We start from the raw sequence: 15,270 nt of genomic DNA, 5'->3' as shown, positions 1-15,270 counted from the left end.
CTGAGCACATAATTATGACGCAAGATGAATTAAAAAAAGCCGCTGCCTGGGCAGCCCTTGAGTTTGTAAACGAAAATACCATTGTTGGTGTAGGTACAGGCTCTACAGTGAATCACTTTATTGATGCACTTGATACAGTAAAAGACGCCATTACTGGTGCGGTTTCTAGCTCTGAGGCTTCAACTGAAAAGTTAAAAGCACTGGGTATAGAAGTATTCGAGCTAAACGATGTATCAAGCCTTGATGTGTATGTTGATGGCGCAGACGAAATCAACCCACAAAATGAAATGATCAAAGGCGGTGGTGCAGCGCTGACACGCGAGAAAATCGTTTCAGCGGTAGCAAAACAATTTGTTTGTATTGTTGATGAATCTAAAGAAGTTACAACATTAGGCGCATTTCCACTACCGGTTGAAGTGATCCCAATGGCACGCAGCTATGTAGCTCGTGAACTAGTAAAACTAGGCGGTGACCCTGTTTACCGTGAAGGTGTTGTAACAGATAACGGTAACGTCATTTTAGACGTGCACAATTTAGATATCAGCAACGCCAAAGAATTAGAACTAACAATCAACCAGATTGTTGGCGTAGTAACAAACGGCTTATTTGCCCATCGTGGCGCAGATAAAGTCATTATCGGCACCAAAAATGGGCCGCAAATAAAGTAAATAGGAATGAGGATATGAGTAAGGTATCGTTAGCAAAAGACAAAATTAAAATTCTCTTGCTGGAAGGCGTGCACCAAAGTGCTGTAGAAACGCTTAAGCGTAATGGCTACAGTAATATTGATTACGTAAAAACATCCTTACCTGAAGACGAGCTCATTGAGCGCATTAAAGATGTGCATTTTGTAGGCCTTCGCTCTCGCACTCATATTAATGAAGCGGTATTAGAAGCAGCTGAAAAGCTAGTCGCAATCGGCTGCTTCTGTATCGGGACTAACCAAGTCGACCTGCAAGGTGCCCGTGAACGTGGTATTGCGGTATTTAACGCGCCATTCTCAAACACACGCTCTGTGGCAGAATTAGTACTTGGTGAAATCTTATTATTACTTCGTGGTATTCCAGAGCGTAATGCCCTAGCGCACCGCGGTGGTTGGTTAAAATCAGCCAACGGTTCATTCGAAGCACGTGGTAAAACGTTAGGTATTATTGGTTACGGCCACATTGGTACACAACTAGGTATCATGGCTGAAAATATCGGTATGAACGTTGAGTTTTACGATATCGAAGACAAACTAACACTGGGTAATGCAACGCAAGTTCATAACCTAACTCAGTTATTACAACGTGCCGATGTTATTAGCTTACACGTACCAGAAACACCGCAAACGAAGAACCTAATTGGTATGGCAGAGCTTGAAGTAATGAAGCAAGGCGCCATCTTGATCAATGCTTCTCGCGGTACTGTTGTTGATATTGATGCTCTAGCAGAATCACTGCGTGATAAAAAGCTGAGCGGCGCAGCAATCGACGTGTTCCCTGTAGAACCAAAATCAAATGATGAAGAGTTCGTATCACCGCTGCGCGAGTTCGATAACGTGATTTTGACTCCACACATTGGTGGTTCAACACAAGAAGCACAAGAAAATATTGGTATTGAAGTAGCAGGCAAACTTGCTAAGTACTCAGATAATGGTTCAACTATTACAGCAGTTAACTTCCCTGAAGTATCATTACCTGAGCTTGCAAACCGCAGCCGTTTATTACACGTACACCACAACCGCCCAGGTGTGCTAACGCAAATTAACCAAGCGTTTGCACAGCACGGAATCAACATCGCAGCCCAGTACTTACAAACAGACGAAGCGATTGGTTACGTAGTAATTGATGTAGATACAGATCAATCAGAAGTAGCTCTTAAAGAGCTAAGTGCTGTTGAAGGGACAATCAGAGCACGTATCCTTCACTAATCATTGGCATATCGAATAAATAAAAAGCGCAAACAGTTAAACTGCTTGCGCTTTTTTTGTTTGTAGAGCTAAGCTGAAAGCCCGTTGGTTTGAGCGCAGCGAAACCAAACACAAGAACCTAGCTTTAAGCCTTAAATTTTAAGCTCTAAGTCAAAAATAGTTCACCGTAGGCGTGAAATTTATTTCGCGCGAAGGCTTATTTCTAACAAATAAAACACCAATCATTTCTAAAAAACAGTAAAAATGAGAACAAGCTTGTATTTGGACAAAAAGTTTTTAGAGGCAAAAACGATTCACTCTATGTCGGCGAAAATAAACTCCCCCCCTCCTCAGCCACACTTCCCTGTGTAAATCACGCCGATGAGTCAGTAAATTTTACTCATCAGTCGCTTGTGGTTCTGCGTCTTTATCTTGGTGTTTTTCGCTTATCATGGCGTTTAATTTCTCACCGCCTTTGATACCAAAATCTAACGTGCGGATTGGGAATGGAATGGTCATGTCAGCTTCACTTAGCGCGTTTCTTACTGCCACAACAGCCTTGTGACGAACGGTCATGAAATCCGCTTCGCCAGGGTATTTAATCCAAAACCAAACCAGTAGGTTAACACTGCTATCACCAAAGCTTTCGGCGTAAACGGCGGTTTCTTCTTGTTTAATAACAAAATCAAACTCATTGATTTTTTTAACAATCACTTCTGCGGCTTGTTCTGGGTCGTCAGCATACGAAATACCCACTGGCACCTCAATACGACGCACACCTAACGTACTGTAATTACTGAGTATATTTCTAAATAGAATCTTGTTAGGCACTAAGATAAGTTGCCCATAAAAGTTCTCAATGAGGGTGTTTCTAAGATTAATCGCCCGTACTGTACCGAACACGCTTTCGGTGCGAATTAGATCACCTGTTTTAAATGGTTTGCGGATCCCCATAGCAATACCTGCTATAAGATTCTCTGTCATATCCTGAAAGGCAAAACCAATCGCAAGACCAACAATACCAGCACCGGCAAGTAATGAGGTGACCGTGCCTCTGAGGCCCAGGAAATCAAGAGCTACGAATAAGCCTACACATAACACAATAACCTTGGCTATCGATGACATTAAGTCTGCTATTTGCGAAGACTCTAACGAGCGGCGTAATAGCTTTCTAAGCATTGAGCCAACGATACGCGCCAGTAATGAAAATACGATAGTGATGACTACTGCGACAATAAAGTTTGGAATATGGCTTATAATGATATCAACCCAGCCACCGAGTTTTTCTTCTATAAGTTTTTCGGCCTCACCTACGGTTGGTATTTTTAACATACGATTACCTGATCATTTAAGAAACATAGCGAGTGGTCTGCAAAATAAACGCCAGTTTCATACAGGCACAAAAAAGCCGTGCTTAGCACGGCTCTTCTAATTCATTTTACTAAAAAATTAGTTCTGCTCTTCCCGTAAGAAAACAGGCTCTAATTCTTTTGCTGTTGCATCGCTGCTAAAGTAATATCCTGCAACGGTGAAATCTTTTAAATCACTTAATTGGGTAATTTTATTTTCAATGATGTAACGTGCCATCATGCCGCGAGCTTTTTTCGCATAAAAGCTGATCACTTTATATTGGCCGTTTTTACAGTCTTTAAAATGTGGAGTAATAATTTGAGCGTTTAAGGCTTTTTTATCAACCGCTTTAAAATACTCATTCGAAGCAAGGTTTACCAAATATTTGCTATCTTGCTCAGCAAGCACAGTATTAAGCTTTTCGGCGATAACACTGCCCCAAAACTGGTATAAGTTTTTACCACGTGGGTTTTCTAGTTTAGTGCCCATTTCAAGGCGGTAAGCTTGCATTAAATCGAGTGGCTTCAATACACCATAAAGGCCTGACAAAATACGTAAGTGCGACTGTGCGTAATCTAGGTCGGCATCACTAAGAGTTTGTGCATCTAATCCACCGTACACATCGCCATTAAAGGCTAGCACTGCTTGTTTTGCGTTATGTTGCGTAAATGGCTGTGACCACTCGGCGAAACGTGCCGCATTCAAACCCGCTAGTTTATCGCTGATTTTCATTAGGCTGCCAATTTGCGCTGGGGTTAAATCACGGCAAACTGACATTAACTCTTCGCTGTGCTCGAGTAATTCAGGTTGAGTGAATTTATCGGTCGTGGCTGGTGTTTCATAATCTAAATTTTTTGCAGGTGAAATAACAGTGATCATACTTAGCTATTGACTTGTAATTTGTTTGATGTCAATTTCAACATTAATTGAATCAAAATGCACGTTTTGTTTCGTCCTGCCTTTATCCGCTGTTCTTTCATACATAATGTTCTAGTTTTCTGTATTAAGGACATTTGACCTATTAAACACTGTCATAGTGTTGCAGCATAAAGGCCGCTATAATGGATTTTCTTTTAACTTGCTTGGAATGAGGAAAGCAAATGACTTCAGCACTACAAAGGCTTAAACAACATTCATCTATTGTTGCAGATACGGGTGATATCGAAGCTATCAAAAAGCACCAACCAGAAGATGCAACAACAAACCCATCTCTACTTTTAAAAGCCAGTGAAATTGAAGCGTATAAGCCTTATTTAGATAAAGCGTGGCAATATGCCAAAGAAACCGAGCAAGATGCAGCTAAACAACTTGAGTTAGCATGTGATTACTTTGCTGTATTAATTGGTAAAGAAATTAGCGAAATCGTACCGGGCTATATCTCAACAGAAGTAGACGCACGTTTATCATTTGATACCCAAGCGACTATCGATAAAGCCCACACTTTACTAAGCCTTTACGAAAAAGAAGGTGTTAGCAAAGATAAGATCCTAATCAAAGTTGCATCAACGTGGGAAGGCATCAAAGCCGCTGAACAGCTTGAAAAAGAAGGCACTAAGTGTAACTTAACGCTGTTATTCTCTGAAGCACAAGCTCGCGCATGTGCCGATGCGAATGTATTTTTAATTTCACCATTCGTTGGCCGTATCCTGGATTGGCATGTTGCTAATGGTATGGAAAAACCAACTGATCCGCTAAACGATCCAGGCGTGCAATCAGTACGTAGCATTTACGAGTTCTACAAACGCCATGATTACAAAACTGTAGTTATGGGCGCAAGCTTCCGTAACACAGGCGAGATCATCGCGCTTACTGGCTGTGATAAGTTAACTATCAGCCCTGCACTTTTAGAAGAGCTTGGCCAATTAACTGATGCACAAGAGTACTTATTAGAAAGCGACTTTGCTGTTGAAGAAAAACCAGCACCACTGACTGAAAGCCAGTTCCGTTGGTTACATAACCAAGACGCGATGGCAACAGAAAAGCTTGCTGAGGGTATTCGTTCTTTTGCACAAGCGCAGCTTGAATTAGAAGCTCGTTTTAAAGCAATGTAATTTAAATTACAGCATTTTTTGAAACGCCACCGCTAGGTGGCGTTTTTGTTTCTAAAATAACTAAACCTTTGATCTATTCATCTATCAATCACACTTCTGTAACAGTATTGTCACTTTTTTATTCTATTTTTGAGCAGCCTGTGGTATAGGTATTTCCGAGGTTCAAAAAATCAATAGGAGAAGTTCATGGATAGCCTAGACGATATTTTAGAAATATTAGAAGGTCCTAGCACAACAAAAAAGACCTCTACAAAAAATAAAAAGAGAAAATGGCGCGAAATCGAAGCTCTAAAAGATAAGCATAGACTTCGCAAAGAACTACAGGAGTTAGACTATTTCACAGACAGCGTTGAGCTTGATGAATTAGACTTTTAATTAAAGGCCCGCAAGGGCCTTTTGCATTTGTGCTATAGAATTTGTGGCAACGACCAATTGATCGGCGCTTTGTTTTGATCAATAAGTAGCTGGTTTGCCTTTGAAAAATGCTGACAACCAAAAAAGCCACGATGAGCAGAAAGCGGTGATGGATGCGGACCTTGAATCACATGATGACGCGAGGTATCTATGTGTTTACCTTTTTTCTGAGCATGTGCGCCCCATAATACAAACACCACACCGTCACAGTGCTGGTTGATAAGCGCAATCACTGCATCGGTAAATTGCTCCCAGCCAAGGTGCTTATGAGAATGAGCCTGCCCTTGCTCAACAGTCAGTACAGTGTTGAGTAAAAACACACCTTGTTCTGCCCAACTTTGCAAATAACCATGATGTGGTATCTCAAAACCTTCAATATCTGTCGCCAATTCTTTGTACATATTTTTCAATGACGGAGGTAACTTTTTAACTTCAGGCAATACCGAAAAACAAAGACCATGGGCCTGACCTTCTCCGTGGTATGGGTCTTGCCCTAAAATAACCACTTTGATTTCATTTAGTGGTGTAACATCAAAAGCAGAGAAAACCTGCTCATCTTTTGGATAAACGGTAACACCCTCTGCTCGCCTATCTGCCACATATTGCAAGGTTTCTTGCATGTAAGGTTTCGCAAGTTCGGTATCTAGAAATGTTTGCCAGTCGATCATTTTGAAGCCTGTATTTGCTGACGAGAAATGTCTATTTTACCACACATATCAGTCAAGCCATCAAGCATACGAGTTGTAAAACGGTGCAATAAGTCAGCGTTCACACTAATAAACTGGTTATGCTGCACAGCTGGCAATTCGGGCCATTGGCGCCAATCAATTTTAGGCTGAGGCTTTTTCGATTTTTCATCTGGAATAATCACCACTTCAGGTTTGGCAACCAATACATTTTCAATACTAATACGCGGATAGTCGGTATCACTATTAGCAAACACATTGTCGGCATGGCAAATGGTTAATAGCTGATTGATCCAAGTGTTTCCACCAACTGTCATCATAGGTTCAGGCCATAATTGATAAAACACCGAAACTTTCGGTTTGCCCTTTTGAGCTGTACGAATAGCATTGAGTTTATCTTCAAACTCTTTGGCAACTTTATTTGCCTTTGTTTGCAAATGCGTAAGCGTACCCAGTTTACGTAGTTCATCGGCAACATTATCAACCTGATTAGGATTACTGTAAGCAACTGGAATACCTAGCTTTTCAATATAAGCTAGATCTTCAGCTTTGTTACCCGTTTTCCAAGCTAGTACAAGATCCGGTTTTAACGACAACAGTTTTTCCATGTTAATGCCGTAATAGCCACCTACTCGTTCAATATCATTCGCTTGCAAAGGAAAGTCAGCATAGTCAACGGTACCAACAATGCGCTCACCTGCACCAATCGCAAACAGGTTTTCAACGATATGCGGCGCTAAAGCAACAATGCGCTGTGGCTTGTTTATTTCATGGGCCTGTGTAAGTGCCGGTAAATAAAATAAAAAACCTAAGAGTGCAAACTTAATGGCCTTCATGTTAATAATCGAATCCTTTTTGCGCTTTGATACCGGCATCAAAAGCATGTTTTACGTTTCTGACTTCACTGACTGTATCAGCTAAGTCGGTTAGTTTACGGTGCGCACCACGACCTGTAATAATTACCGATTGCATAGCAGGGCGAGAGCTAATTGCCTCTAGCACTTCGTCTAAATCAATATAGCCGTAGGTGATCATGTAGGTTATTTCGTCTAGCATAACGAGGTTAATCGACTCATCCTTCAGCATTCTTTTTGCTTCTTGCCATGTCACTTGCGCAGCAGCGGTATCTGACTCTTTATTTTGTGTTTCCCAGGTAAAACCTGTGTTCATAATGACAAATTCAACCCCAGCTTTTTCGAGTAAGTTACGTTCACCACACTCCCATGTGCCTTTAATAAACTGGCACACAGCCGCTTTCATTCCGTGACCTACCGCACGTGCTACAGTGCCAAAACCAGAGGTAGATTTGCCCTTACCGTTGCCAGTTATAACTTGAAAAATCCCCTGCTCTTTTTGTGCCGCAGCAATACGTTCGTCTACTTTTTCTTTTACTTTTTGCTGGCGTTGTTGGTGCTTATCTTGATTCTGTTCGCTCATTGTTGTTCCTTATGCTCTAAATTGAAGTTCTCATAAATATTGATGATTTGTTCAATATCGAGATTCTCTGCTACCACGTTCGCTAAACGGCTTAACTGTTGTTCACGGTTTAAATTAATATCAATTGGCTTAATTTGGCTATTTGGAGCAAGCCAAGCTGTTAACTCGCCCACGCCCTCTGGCGTATCGAACAAGCCGTGTAAGTAAGTACCCGCCACTTGGTTATCATCGCTAATAAAACCATCCTCTTTAAATCCACTCGGGTGATTATTAAAACTCAAAAATGGCTTTTTAAGTGCTGATCCTTGGCTTATCCCGGCGTGAATTTCATAACCTGAAATTGCGTTATCGCTATTATTTAAATGAAGTATGCCAGATACTTGGCTTAGTACTTTTTGCTGCCCTAATTGCGTTTTAAAGTCAGCAAGCCCTAATCCTTCTGCACTACCTAAATTAGATTCAACAGCATGTGGATCTTCTAGGTAATTGCCTAACATTTGTAGTCCACCACATATACCGAGTATTTTACCGCCATAGCGTAAATGACGTGTTATTTGTTTATGCCAACCTTCATTTTTTAAAAAGGCTAGGTCACTTAAAACATTTTTGCTACCAGGGATAATGATCAAATCGACATTAGGAATAGCTTGAGTATGACGTACATACAGTAAATCGATTTCTGGTTGTAATCGCAGTGCATCAAAGTCGGTATGATTACTAATATGAGGCAATAACAAAACTGCTATCCGTAATTGCGGTTTATCGACCTGATTACTTATAGCAACAGCATCCTCTGCATCTAACGCTAAGTCATGTAAATAAGGTAAAACCCCAAGCACGGGCTTATTTGTATATTGTTCTAACCAATCTAAACCGTCTTGCAATAACGCAATATCACCCCGAAAGCGGTTAATTACAAAGCCTTTAACTCGCGCCTGCTCCGACTCAGACAATAACGCTAACGTCCCAACTAAGTGAGCAAACACACCGCCTTTGTCGATATCAGCAATAATAATTACCGGGCAGTCCACCGCTTCAGCGTAACCCATATTAGCAATGTCATTTTCACGTAGGTTGATTTCTGCAGGACTGCCAGCTCCTTCAACGACCAATAACTCAAAACGCTCACTTAAGCGCTGCTGCGAAGTAAGAACCGCATCCATGGCCACTTTTTTATAATCGTGGTAACTGCCCGCTTCCATATTCGAAAGCGCTTTGCCATGGACGATAACCTGCGCCCCTGTATCGCTATTGGGCTTTAACAAGATAGGGTTAAAATCGACTTCTGCGGGCACTTTTGCTGCTATAGCCTGCAGAGCTTGTGCTCGACCTATCTCGCCACCATCAGCGGTTACAGCGCTATTTAATGCCATATTTTGTGGCTTAAAGGGGGCAACCTTAATGCCTCGCTCTGCAAAGATCCGGCAAAGAGCTGCTACAAGGGTACTTTTACCTGCATCTGAGGTCGTGCCTTGCACCATTAATGTTTTCATCATTGTTCTCTTTTTAAGGTTTGTGCAAGACCTGCAATCACAAACTCAACACGTGCAACTTGCTGTGCTAAGGCTTGATGCAACCAACCTGAATGATCAACAAACTGACGGCTTAATTCACCTAGCGGCACGATACCATGACCCACTTCATTGCTGACCAAGATCACCTCACCCGGCAATTGCACTAGCGCATCGAGTAAGGCCGCTTTTTGCTCAAGCCAAAATGCCTCACCATGCTGGCATAAGCAATTACTTAACCACAGCGTTAAACAATCCACTAAAATACAGTTTTCAGTCTGGCTATGCTGTTGTAATGCTTTGGCTAAATACAAAGGCTCTTCAACAAGTTGCCAATGCTTACTTCGTTCTATTTGATGTTTACTAATTCGGGCAGCCATTTCCTCATCGCCAGCGTTTGCGGTAGCAACGTAGATAAGCGGTTTGTTTGAATTAGTTGCCAACTGCTCAGCAAAACGACTTTTACCACTGCGAGCACCGCCTAAAATTAAAGTATGTTGTTGGCTCATAATAGACTCACCAAGCAAAGGTAGGTAACAAGCTCTGACACTTGCTGGGCAGCACCTAGGCAATCGCCGGTATAGCCAGATAATTGTTTTTCAAACCAGCGCTTTAATAATAATCGAGTAACAAAAAGCACGCTAATGAGTATCAGTAATTGCCCTAGAGTGAAGCCAAAAAACAACCATGCTATTGCCAAGACTGCGCCGCCAGTTGCTAGCAGTATTTGATAACTTTGTGTGCTTAAATGCATCGCTATTGGTTTTACTTTAGATGTGGCATCCTGACTTACATAATCCATATCTGCAATTAAGCTTGTTGCTACAACTCGGCTTAGGCTTTGCCCTAGAACAAGTGCAATAACAAGAATACTGGTTGCTTCGGTGAGTGCGACGAGTGTTTGGTACTTAATTAATAAAACCATCACTAACGCCGCTGCACCATACGTCCCTAAGCGACTATCTTTCATAATGCTGAGTTTATCTGCAACTTGCCAACCACCACCAAAGCCATCCCACACGTCAGCAAGGCCATCTTCATGAAATGCCCCTGTAATTATCAAGCTAAAGGCCATAACTAACGCTATTGCTATAGCAGCGGGGAATAACCAGTTCAACAACAAAAAGCTTAGCGCTAAAAGTACACCTAATAAAACCCCGACTAATGCAAAATAACGGCTGGCCTGATTGAGTGCCGTGCTCGATACTGCAAAGTTTAATTTAACGGGTATGCGCGTTAAAAAGCTAAGCGCCAGTAAAAGTAACTGAAGCTGACTTGGGGTAGTATTTGATGTGTTAAGTTCAGTGCTCATATTAAAATACTTGCTCAACATTGGCATCGGCAAAACTTGCCATGTCATTGTAAAACGCCAAAGATGCTTGCAATAAAGGTAAGGCAAGCGCAGCCCCGGTGCCCTCTCCTAAACGTAAATCAAGCTGCAATAAAGGTGCTGCATGCAAGGCATTGAGCATTGCTTTGTGCCCTTGTTCATCAGAGGCATGAGCAAATATCATGTAATCGCGAGCGTTTGCATTAATCCGAGTTGCAACAAGCGCTGCTGCAGTACAAATAAAGCCATCCACGATCACAGCCATGCCAAGCTCGGCAGCAGCTAAAATAGCACCGGTGATCTGAACAATTTCAAAACCACCTAATGCCGCAAGCGTCATTAGTGGATCGCTAAAATGAGCTTGGTGTAATTGAAGGGCTTGCTCGACAACCTTGATTTTTTTAGCAACAACCTCGTCACTCACGCCTGTGCCTTTACCAACACATTGACTGGCAGGTAACGACAACAAGGCAGCCATCAATGCCGCAGCACTTGTGGTATTGCCAATGCCCATCTCACCAAAGGCGATGGTATTGCAGCCTTGCTCATAGAGTGAATGAACTCGCTGCTTTGCTAACTCAACCCCTTTCTTAACTTGGCTAAGAGACATCGCCATTTCGGTATTTAAAGGTGCGGTGATTTCACCTAAACGCTGGTTATGCACACCTTTACCATGTGCAGTACTGAGGGTTCCGGCATCAACAATTTCGAGCTGCCAACCTAGCTGACGACAAAATACATTGATCGCTGCGCCTCCTGCTGCAAAGTTTGCCACCATTTGTGATGTAACGCAGCTAGGAGCAATTGACACCCCTTGGCTTGCAACACCATGGTCGCCAGCAAATACAACCAGAGTAGGGCTAGAAATAACCGGTTTGAAGGCTAGAAGCGCCTGCTCTCTATCGAGCTGCTTTGAGAAAATAAGCGTTAATTGTTTAGCACAGCTTTCAAGCTGACCTAACGCACCAAGCGGCTTCGCTTTAAGGTCTATTTTTTGTTGAATAATAGCTGAAAACTGCTGGTTAATTGGCATGATATTAAACATTAACTACCTGCTCTGTTTACGAAAATACAATAAGAATAAAAAAAACACGCTGCCGATAGCTGCTGTGATCACACCAACGGGTAATTCTTGATTATTCAATAAGGTTCGGCATAGCACATCAACCCACACCATAAAAATACCGCCGACTAGCGAAGTCATGATTAAGTTATGGCTGCTGCCTTGTGGCGAAAAGTAACGCACAATATGTGGGATCATCAGGCCAACAAAACCGACGCCACCACACATAGCAACAAGCACTGCAGTTATTAATGAACTTAGCAGTAGCATCATGATCCGAAAGCGCTGTACATGAATCCCCAAAGTCGCGGCACTTTCATCACCAAGTAGCATTGCATTAAGCTGACGACGAAAAGCAATCATCAGTGCCATACAGGCAGTAATAACTATAAATGGCATCCAAAGAGTATCCCACTGCGCACGAGAAAAACTGCCCATGGTCCAAAATAAAATAGCTGTAATGGCTTGAGGATCACTAAAATAAAGTAGCAAACTAGTCATAGCACTAAATAAGAATGATAAAGCAACGCCGGCAAGTAACATGGCTTCAACTTGGCCAACATGGCGACGGCCTGCAATAGCAATGAGCAACAGCATAGAGAGTAAGCTTCCGGCAAATGCTGCAATTGACATACTAAAACCAAAACTCACGCCTGTTAGGGCTATAAAGCACACGACACCGAATGAAGCTCCCGAAGAAATTCCAAACAAATAAGGATCAGCAAGTGGGTTTCGGGTTACGGTCTGCAAAATTAATCCCGCAAGGGCAAGCCCAGATCCCGCTAAAAATGCCAGTACGGTTCTTGGCATGCGTAGCTGCCAAATAATACGCTGCACAAACTCATCGCTACCTTGGCTAAATAAGCCATCAAATACTTCACTCAGTGGTGTATTAGCAGCACCAAAGCTAAGAGCTAAAAAGCAACTAATAAGCCCAACTAGGATACAGACACTTAAACGTATTGCATCAGTCACGATGATACTCCTGAGTCTGATAACCATAGAAGTAAGTAATGTGTGGAATATACTTATCATTGTTTGATTGGGGATGAGCAGATACTGTTGCGCATACACCAAATACATCACTTAACAGCTGCTCTGTTAGTACCGCTTTTGGTTGTCCCTGACAAATCAAGCGACCTTCATCAATCACCAGTAATTCATCACATAAACTTGCTGCGAGATTTAAATCATGGAAAGAAGCAAGCACAGTCACATCGAGGGACTTTGCTAATTCCATTATTTGAATTTGGTATTTAACATCAAGGTGGCTAGTTGGTTCATCCATGATCAACAGCTTAGGCTGCTGTACGATAGAGCGTGCAATGAGCGCTCTTTGCTTTTCGCCACCAGAGAGAGAATCAAATGCTTGCTCACTATGATGCGACAAACCAACCTGCTTAATCGCTTGATATATTCGCTGCTTATCTTTGACAGAGGTACCGCTGAAAAGTCGTTTATGAGGGGTTAAGCCCAGACTCACAACATCAAATAATGACAAATTAAACTGCGATGGAGACTCTTGTAAAACCACCGCAACCTGCTTTGCATATTCATCAGCACTGATTTTCCAAATATCTTCACCGCTTAGCAGCACGGCTCCTTGCTGAGGTTTCAAGTAACGATAAAGACAGCGCAGCAGACTTGATTTACCAGCACCATTAGGGCCGAGTAAACCGATAAATTGCCCTGCTTTTAATTCAAGGCTAATTGATTTAAGTATGGTTTTATTCGCAGTACCCCAACTTAAATCAGAAACTGATATTAATGGCGCAGCGCTAAGGCTATTTTGTTGCAAGTTTATTCTCTCTTGGCGAGTAATAGCAACGCACAAGAAAGCACTGGTAAGTACCAGAAAATGATGTGAGTTGACCCGCTCGATGATTAATTGTTAGTGCTAAGTATCTGGCTAACCATTATTTAGATGGATTACAGTTGCGGGAACAGCTGGAGAATTGCACTCCATTCCATAGCATATGAGTATTATGGCGGGCTAAGTAAATAATTCAATGAATATCGCTCTAGATGGCTAAAAAACAATTTTTGGCCAAGCCTGTCCTTGTTCATCAATATATACATCGAGTGTTATAAGCCCAGCATATGGGAGATGAAAAACATTTAAATGTGTAGCTGATTGTTTAGGCATTTGACAAACGATAGCTAGAATTTGTTTAATCACACCAGCATGGCTAATTACTAGTGACTGAGTATGTTTAGATTCACACAATGATTCTAAAAACGTTTGCCACCATGTATCTACCCGAGTATAAAAATCAGCCATAGCTTCACCATTCGGTACTTTTACTTGCCAAGGATGCTGCCAAAAATCACCGATATGAGGTTTACTTGTTTGCTGCCAAAGCTGCTGGTAGTCTTGGCCATCCCAATCACCAAAATTGAACTCTTTCAGAGCGTTATAATACCGAACGTTCAATCTGTGTTGATTTGCTAAATAGTCAGCATGAACTGAGCAACGCTTCAGCGGTGAGCTATATATGGCATTTAAATTTTTGAGTTCAGCTGAGGCTTGGCGCATTTGTCTATAGCCTTGTTCAGATAAATCAACATCGATTTGCCCAGAAAGAATTCCAGGCGTAGCTATTTCGCCATGGCGAAGAAAGTAAACTCGTGAAGCAAATGCGTTCATAATGTTCCTCAGTAACCAATAGTGAACGTTAACGCGTTTTAATTACTCTGTCGAGTTATGCTAAGGCTGTTACACTAAGAGAATTAAGCTAAACGCATTAATCGAACGTCAAAATGAAGCACTGCATTTGCGCCAATCTTGCCACCGTTACCTTTTTTACCCCAGGCAAGCTCTGGAGGGATCACAAATTCATAACGAGAACCAATATTCATTAGCAACAAGCCTTCTTTTAACCCTTCGATTGCTTCAGATAATGCAAACACCTCTGGCATACCCGCTTTGTAACTGTCGGCAATCACAGTGCCATCAGCAAGCATAATGCGCTGATTAATGACCACTGTGTCGAACTCTGTAATTCGCTCCTCTTCAAGCTCATCAATCACTTTATACATTAAACCCGACGAACATAGATGTGTATCAGGATGAGATGAGAACTTAGCAATAAATGCTTCACTATTTTTACGATTTAAACCTGAAGAGCCTTTCGACTTGGTTGTTTTCTTACGAGACACATCAAACCTTAATTGTATTACAAATTTAAAACGCTTTATCGCATAACAAAGTCAGTGAAGCAAGGGCAAGTATCGTCTGTAGCGAGTTAGCGAGAGTAAAGTTACAAGCTAGAAAGGGGAAAGATACGAGTTAGAAAAGGGAAAGTTTGAGGGTCTGGCGTAGGTTGGGTAGAGCTCAGCGAAACCCAATACAGAGCTATCAGCTTTCAGCCGTCAGCGATCATTCAGCTGACGTCTGAAAGCTGACAGCTAAAACGCAAAAAAGCCCGACTCTTTCGAATCGGGCTTTCTTTAATAGGATCCTGGCAATGTCCTACTTTCACATGGCAAATGCCACACTATCATCGGCGCTGTTTCGTTTCACTACTGAGTTCGGCA

General features: G+C 42.0%; 17 protein-coding genes and 1 riboswitch. Of the genes, 4 read left to right on the top strand and 13 right to left on the bottom strand.

Translation table 11 applies throughout. From position 1 onward, the window contains the following. Positions 1-14: 14 nt before the first annotated feature. Positions 15-668 carry a ribose-5-phosphate isomerase RpiA gene (rpiA, locus tag HCZ11_RS17970; protein WP_167659131.1) on the top strand — a complete coding sequence of 218 codons (654 nt, stop codon included), beginning with the start codon at positions 15-17 and terminating at the stop codon, positions 666-668. 14 nt (positions 669-682) lie between these two features. After that, positions 683-1,912 (top strand): phosphoglycerate dehydrogenase, encoded by a 1,230-nt coding sequence (serA, locus tag HCZ11_RS17965; protein WP_167659130.1) that lies wholly within the window; start codon positions 683-685, stop codon positions 1,910-1,912. 375 nt (positions 1,913-2,287) lie between these two features. Here the strand turns inward: serA and HCZ11_RS17960 are convergent, their stop codons facing one another. Together HCZ11_RS17960 and yaaA are read right to left on the bottom strand one after the other, a co-directional pair. Then, entirely contained in the window at positions 2,288-3,223 is a 936-nt protein-coding gene (locus tag HCZ11_RS17960) for a mechanosensitive ion channel family protein (protein ID WP_167659129.1), read from the bottom strand. 117 nt (positions 3,224-3,340) lie between these two features. Then, positions 3,341-4,120 (bottom strand): peroxide stress protein YaaA, encoded by a 780-nt coding sequence (gene yaaA, locus HCZ11_RS17955; RefSeq protein ID WP_167659128.1) that lies wholly within the window; start codon positions 4,118-4,120, stop codon positions 3,341-3,343. A gap of 221 nt (positions 4,121-4,341) precedes the next feature. Between yaaA and tal the strand changes: the two genes are divergently transcribed. After that, positions 4,342-5,292, top strand: a complete 951-nt coding sequence (gene tal / locus HCZ11_RS17950; protein ID WP_130049535.1) for a transaldolase — start codon at positions 4,342-4,344, stop codon at positions 5,290-5,292. Positions 5,293-5,478: 186 nt separating this feature from the next. Further along, entirely contained in the window at positions 5,479-5,667 is a 189-nt protein-coding gene (locus tag HCZ11_RS17945; protein ID WP_054554247.1) for a DUF3545 family protein, read from the top strand. A gap of 32 nt (positions 5,668-5,699) precedes the next feature. On the opposite strand, the gene ung is transcribed toward HCZ11_RS17945, so the two are convergent. From ung to HCZ11_RS17890, 11 genes are all read right to left on the bottom strand, one after another. Next, a complete protein-coding gene (gene ung / locus HCZ11_RS17940; protein ID WP_167659127.1) occupies positions 5,700-6,374 on the bottom strand; it encodes a uracil-DNA glycosylase in 675 nt (224 codons plus the stop codon). Next, complete coding sequence (locus HCZ11_RS17935) at positions 6,371-7,228, bottom strand: cobalamin-binding protein (protein ID WP_130049537.1); 858 nt, start codon at positions 7,226-7,228, stop codon at positions 6,371-6,373. Before HCZ11_RS17935 ends, ung begins: the two co-directional genes overlap by 4 nt. Before the next feature lies 1 nt (position 7,229). Beyond that, positions 7,230-7,829 carry a cob(I)yrinic acid a,c-diamide adenosyltransferase gene (cobO, locus tag HCZ11_RS17930; RefSeq protein WP_130049538.1) on the bottom strand — a complete coding sequence of 200 codons (600 nt, stop codon included), beginning with the start codon at positions 7,827-7,829 and terminating at the stop codon, positions 7,230-7,232. Continuing rightward, positions 7,826-9,322, bottom strand: a complete 1,497-nt coding sequence (locus HCZ11_RS17925) for a cobyric acid synthase (protein WP_167659145.1) — start codon at positions 9,320-9,322, stop codon at positions 7,826-7,828. The genes cobO and HCZ11_RS17925 overlap by 4 nt, the downstream gene beginning before the upstream one ends. Further along, positions 9,322-9,849 carry a bifunctional adenosylcobinamide kinase/adenosylcobinamide-phosphate guanylyltransferase gene (gene cobU, locus HCZ11_RS17920; RefSeq protein WP_167659126.1) on the bottom strand — a complete coding sequence of 176 codons (528 nt, stop codon included), beginning with the start codon at positions 9,847-9,849 and terminating at the stop codon, positions 9,322-9,324. The genes HCZ11_RS17925 and cobU overlap by 1 nt, the downstream gene beginning before the upstream one ends. Next, positions 9,846-10,652 (bottom strand): adenosylcobinamide-GDP ribazoletransferase, encoded by an 807-nt coding sequence (locus HCZ11_RS17915; protein WP_167659125.1) that lies wholly within the window; start codon positions 10,650-10,652, stop codon positions 9,846-9,848. Before HCZ11_RS17915 ends, cobU begins: the two co-directional genes overlap by 4 nt. A 1-nt stretch (position 10,653) precedes the next feature. After that, complete coding sequence (gene cobT, locus HCZ11_RS17910) at positions 10,654-11,715, bottom strand: nicotinate-nucleotide--dimethylbenzimidazole phosphoribosyltransferase (protein ID WP_167659124.1); 1,062 nt, start codon at positions 11,713-11,715, stop codon at positions 10,654-10,656. Between the two features lie 3 nt (positions 11,716-11,718). Next, positions 11,719-12,735: an iron ABC transporter permease gene (locus HCZ11_RS17905; RefSeq protein ID WP_130049542.1), complete on the bottom strand. Its 1,017-nt coding sequence runs from the start codon at positions 12,733-12,735 to the stop codon at positions 11,719-11,721. Next, complete coding sequence (locus HCZ11_RS17900) at positions 12,701-13,531, bottom strand: ABC transporter ATP-binding protein (RefSeq protein ID WP_167659123.1); 831 nt, start codon at positions 13,529-13,531, stop codon at positions 12,701-12,703. The genes HCZ11_RS17905 and HCZ11_RS17900 overlap by 35 nt, the downstream gene beginning before the upstream one ends. 80 nt (positions 13,532-13,611) lie before the next feature. Beyond that, positions 13,612-13,750: riboswitch (cobalamin riboswitch) on the bottom strand. 12 nt (positions 13,751-13,762) lie between these two features. Further along, a complete protein-coding gene (locus HCZ11_RS17895; RefSeq protein WP_167659122.1) occupies positions 13,763-14,380 on the bottom strand; it encodes a histidine phosphatase family protein in 618 nt (205 codons plus the stop codon). A gap of 83 nt (positions 14,381-14,463) precedes the next feature. Then, positions 14,464-14,892 (bottom strand): FKBP-type peptidyl-prolyl cis-trans isomerase, encoded by a 429-nt coding sequence (locus HCZ11_RS17890; RefSeq protein WP_167659121.1) that lies wholly within the window; start codon positions 14,890-14,892, stop codon positions 14,464-14,466. Positions 14,893-15,270: the final 378 nt, after the last annotated feature.

The sequence above is a fragment of the Pseudoalteromonas sp. HF66 genome (genome assembly GCF_011806445.1).
In the GTDB taxonomy this organism is placed as follows: Bacteria; Pseudomonadota; Gammaproteobacteria; order Enterobacterales; family Alteromonadaceae; genus Pseudoalteromonas; species Pseudoalteromonas apostichopi.
Note: the sequence above shows the minus strand (reverse complement) of the source record. Positions and strands in the feature narration are given on the sequence as shown.

Bases quoted from the DNA above. Each gene is read 5' to 3' on its own strand.
- rpiA (WP_167659131.1), top strand. From the start codon at position 15: ATGACGCAAGATGAATTAAAAAAAGCCGCTGCCTGGGCAGCCCTTGAG.
- serA (WP_167659130.1), top strand. From the start codon at position 683: ATGAGTAAGGTATCGTTAGCAAAAGACAAAATTAAAATTCTCTTGCTG.
- HCZ11_RS17960 (WP_167659129.1), bottom strand. From the start codon at position 3,223: ATGTTAAAAATACCAACCGTAGGTGAGGCCGAAAAACTTATAGAAGAA.
- yaaA (WP_167659128.1), bottom strand. From the start codon at position 4,120: ATGATCACTGTTATTTCACCTGCAAAAAATTTAGATTATGAAACACCA.
- tal (WP_130049535.1), top strand. From the start codon at position 4,342: ATGACTTCAGCACTACAAAGGCTTAAACAACATTCATCTATTGTTGCA.
- HCZ11_RS17945 (WP_054554247.1), top strand. From the start codon at position 5,479: ATGGATAGCCTAGACGATATTTTAGAAATATTAGAAGGTCCTAGCACA.
- ung (WP_167659127.1), bottom strand. From the start codon at position 6,374: ATGATCGACTGGCAAACATTTCTAGATACCGAACTTGCGAAACCTTAC.
- HCZ11_RS17935 (WP_130049537.1), bottom strand. From the start codon at position 7,228: ATGAAGGCCATTAAGTTTGCACTCTTAGGTTTTTTATTTTATTTACCG.
- cobO (WP_130049538.1), bottom strand. From the start codon at position 7,829: ATGAGCGAACAGAATCAAGATAAGCACCAACAACGCCAGCAAAAAGTA.
- HCZ11_RS17925 (WP_167659145.1), bottom strand. From the start codon at position 9,322: ATGAAAACATTAATGGTGCAAGGCACGACCTCAGATGCAGGTAAAAGT.
- cobU (WP_167659126.1), bottom strand. From the start codon at position 9,849: ATGAGCCAACAACATACTTTAATTTTAGGCGGTGCTCGCAGTGGTAAA.
- HCZ11_RS17915 (WP_167659125.1), bottom strand. From the start codon at position 10,652: ATGAGCACTGAACTTAACACATCAAATACTACCCCAAGTCAGCTTCAG.
- cobT (WP_167659124.1), bottom strand. From the start codon at position 11,715: ATGTTTAATATCATGCCAATTAACCAGCAGTTTTCAGCTATTATTCAA.
- HCZ11_RS17905 (WP_130049542.1), bottom strand. From the start codon at position 12,735: ATGGTTATCAGACTCAGGAGTATCATCGTGACTGATGCAATACGTTTA.
- HCZ11_RS17895 (WP_167659122.1), bottom strand. From the start codon at position 14,380: ATGAACGCATTTGCTTCACGAGTTTACTTTCTTCGCCATGGCGAAATA.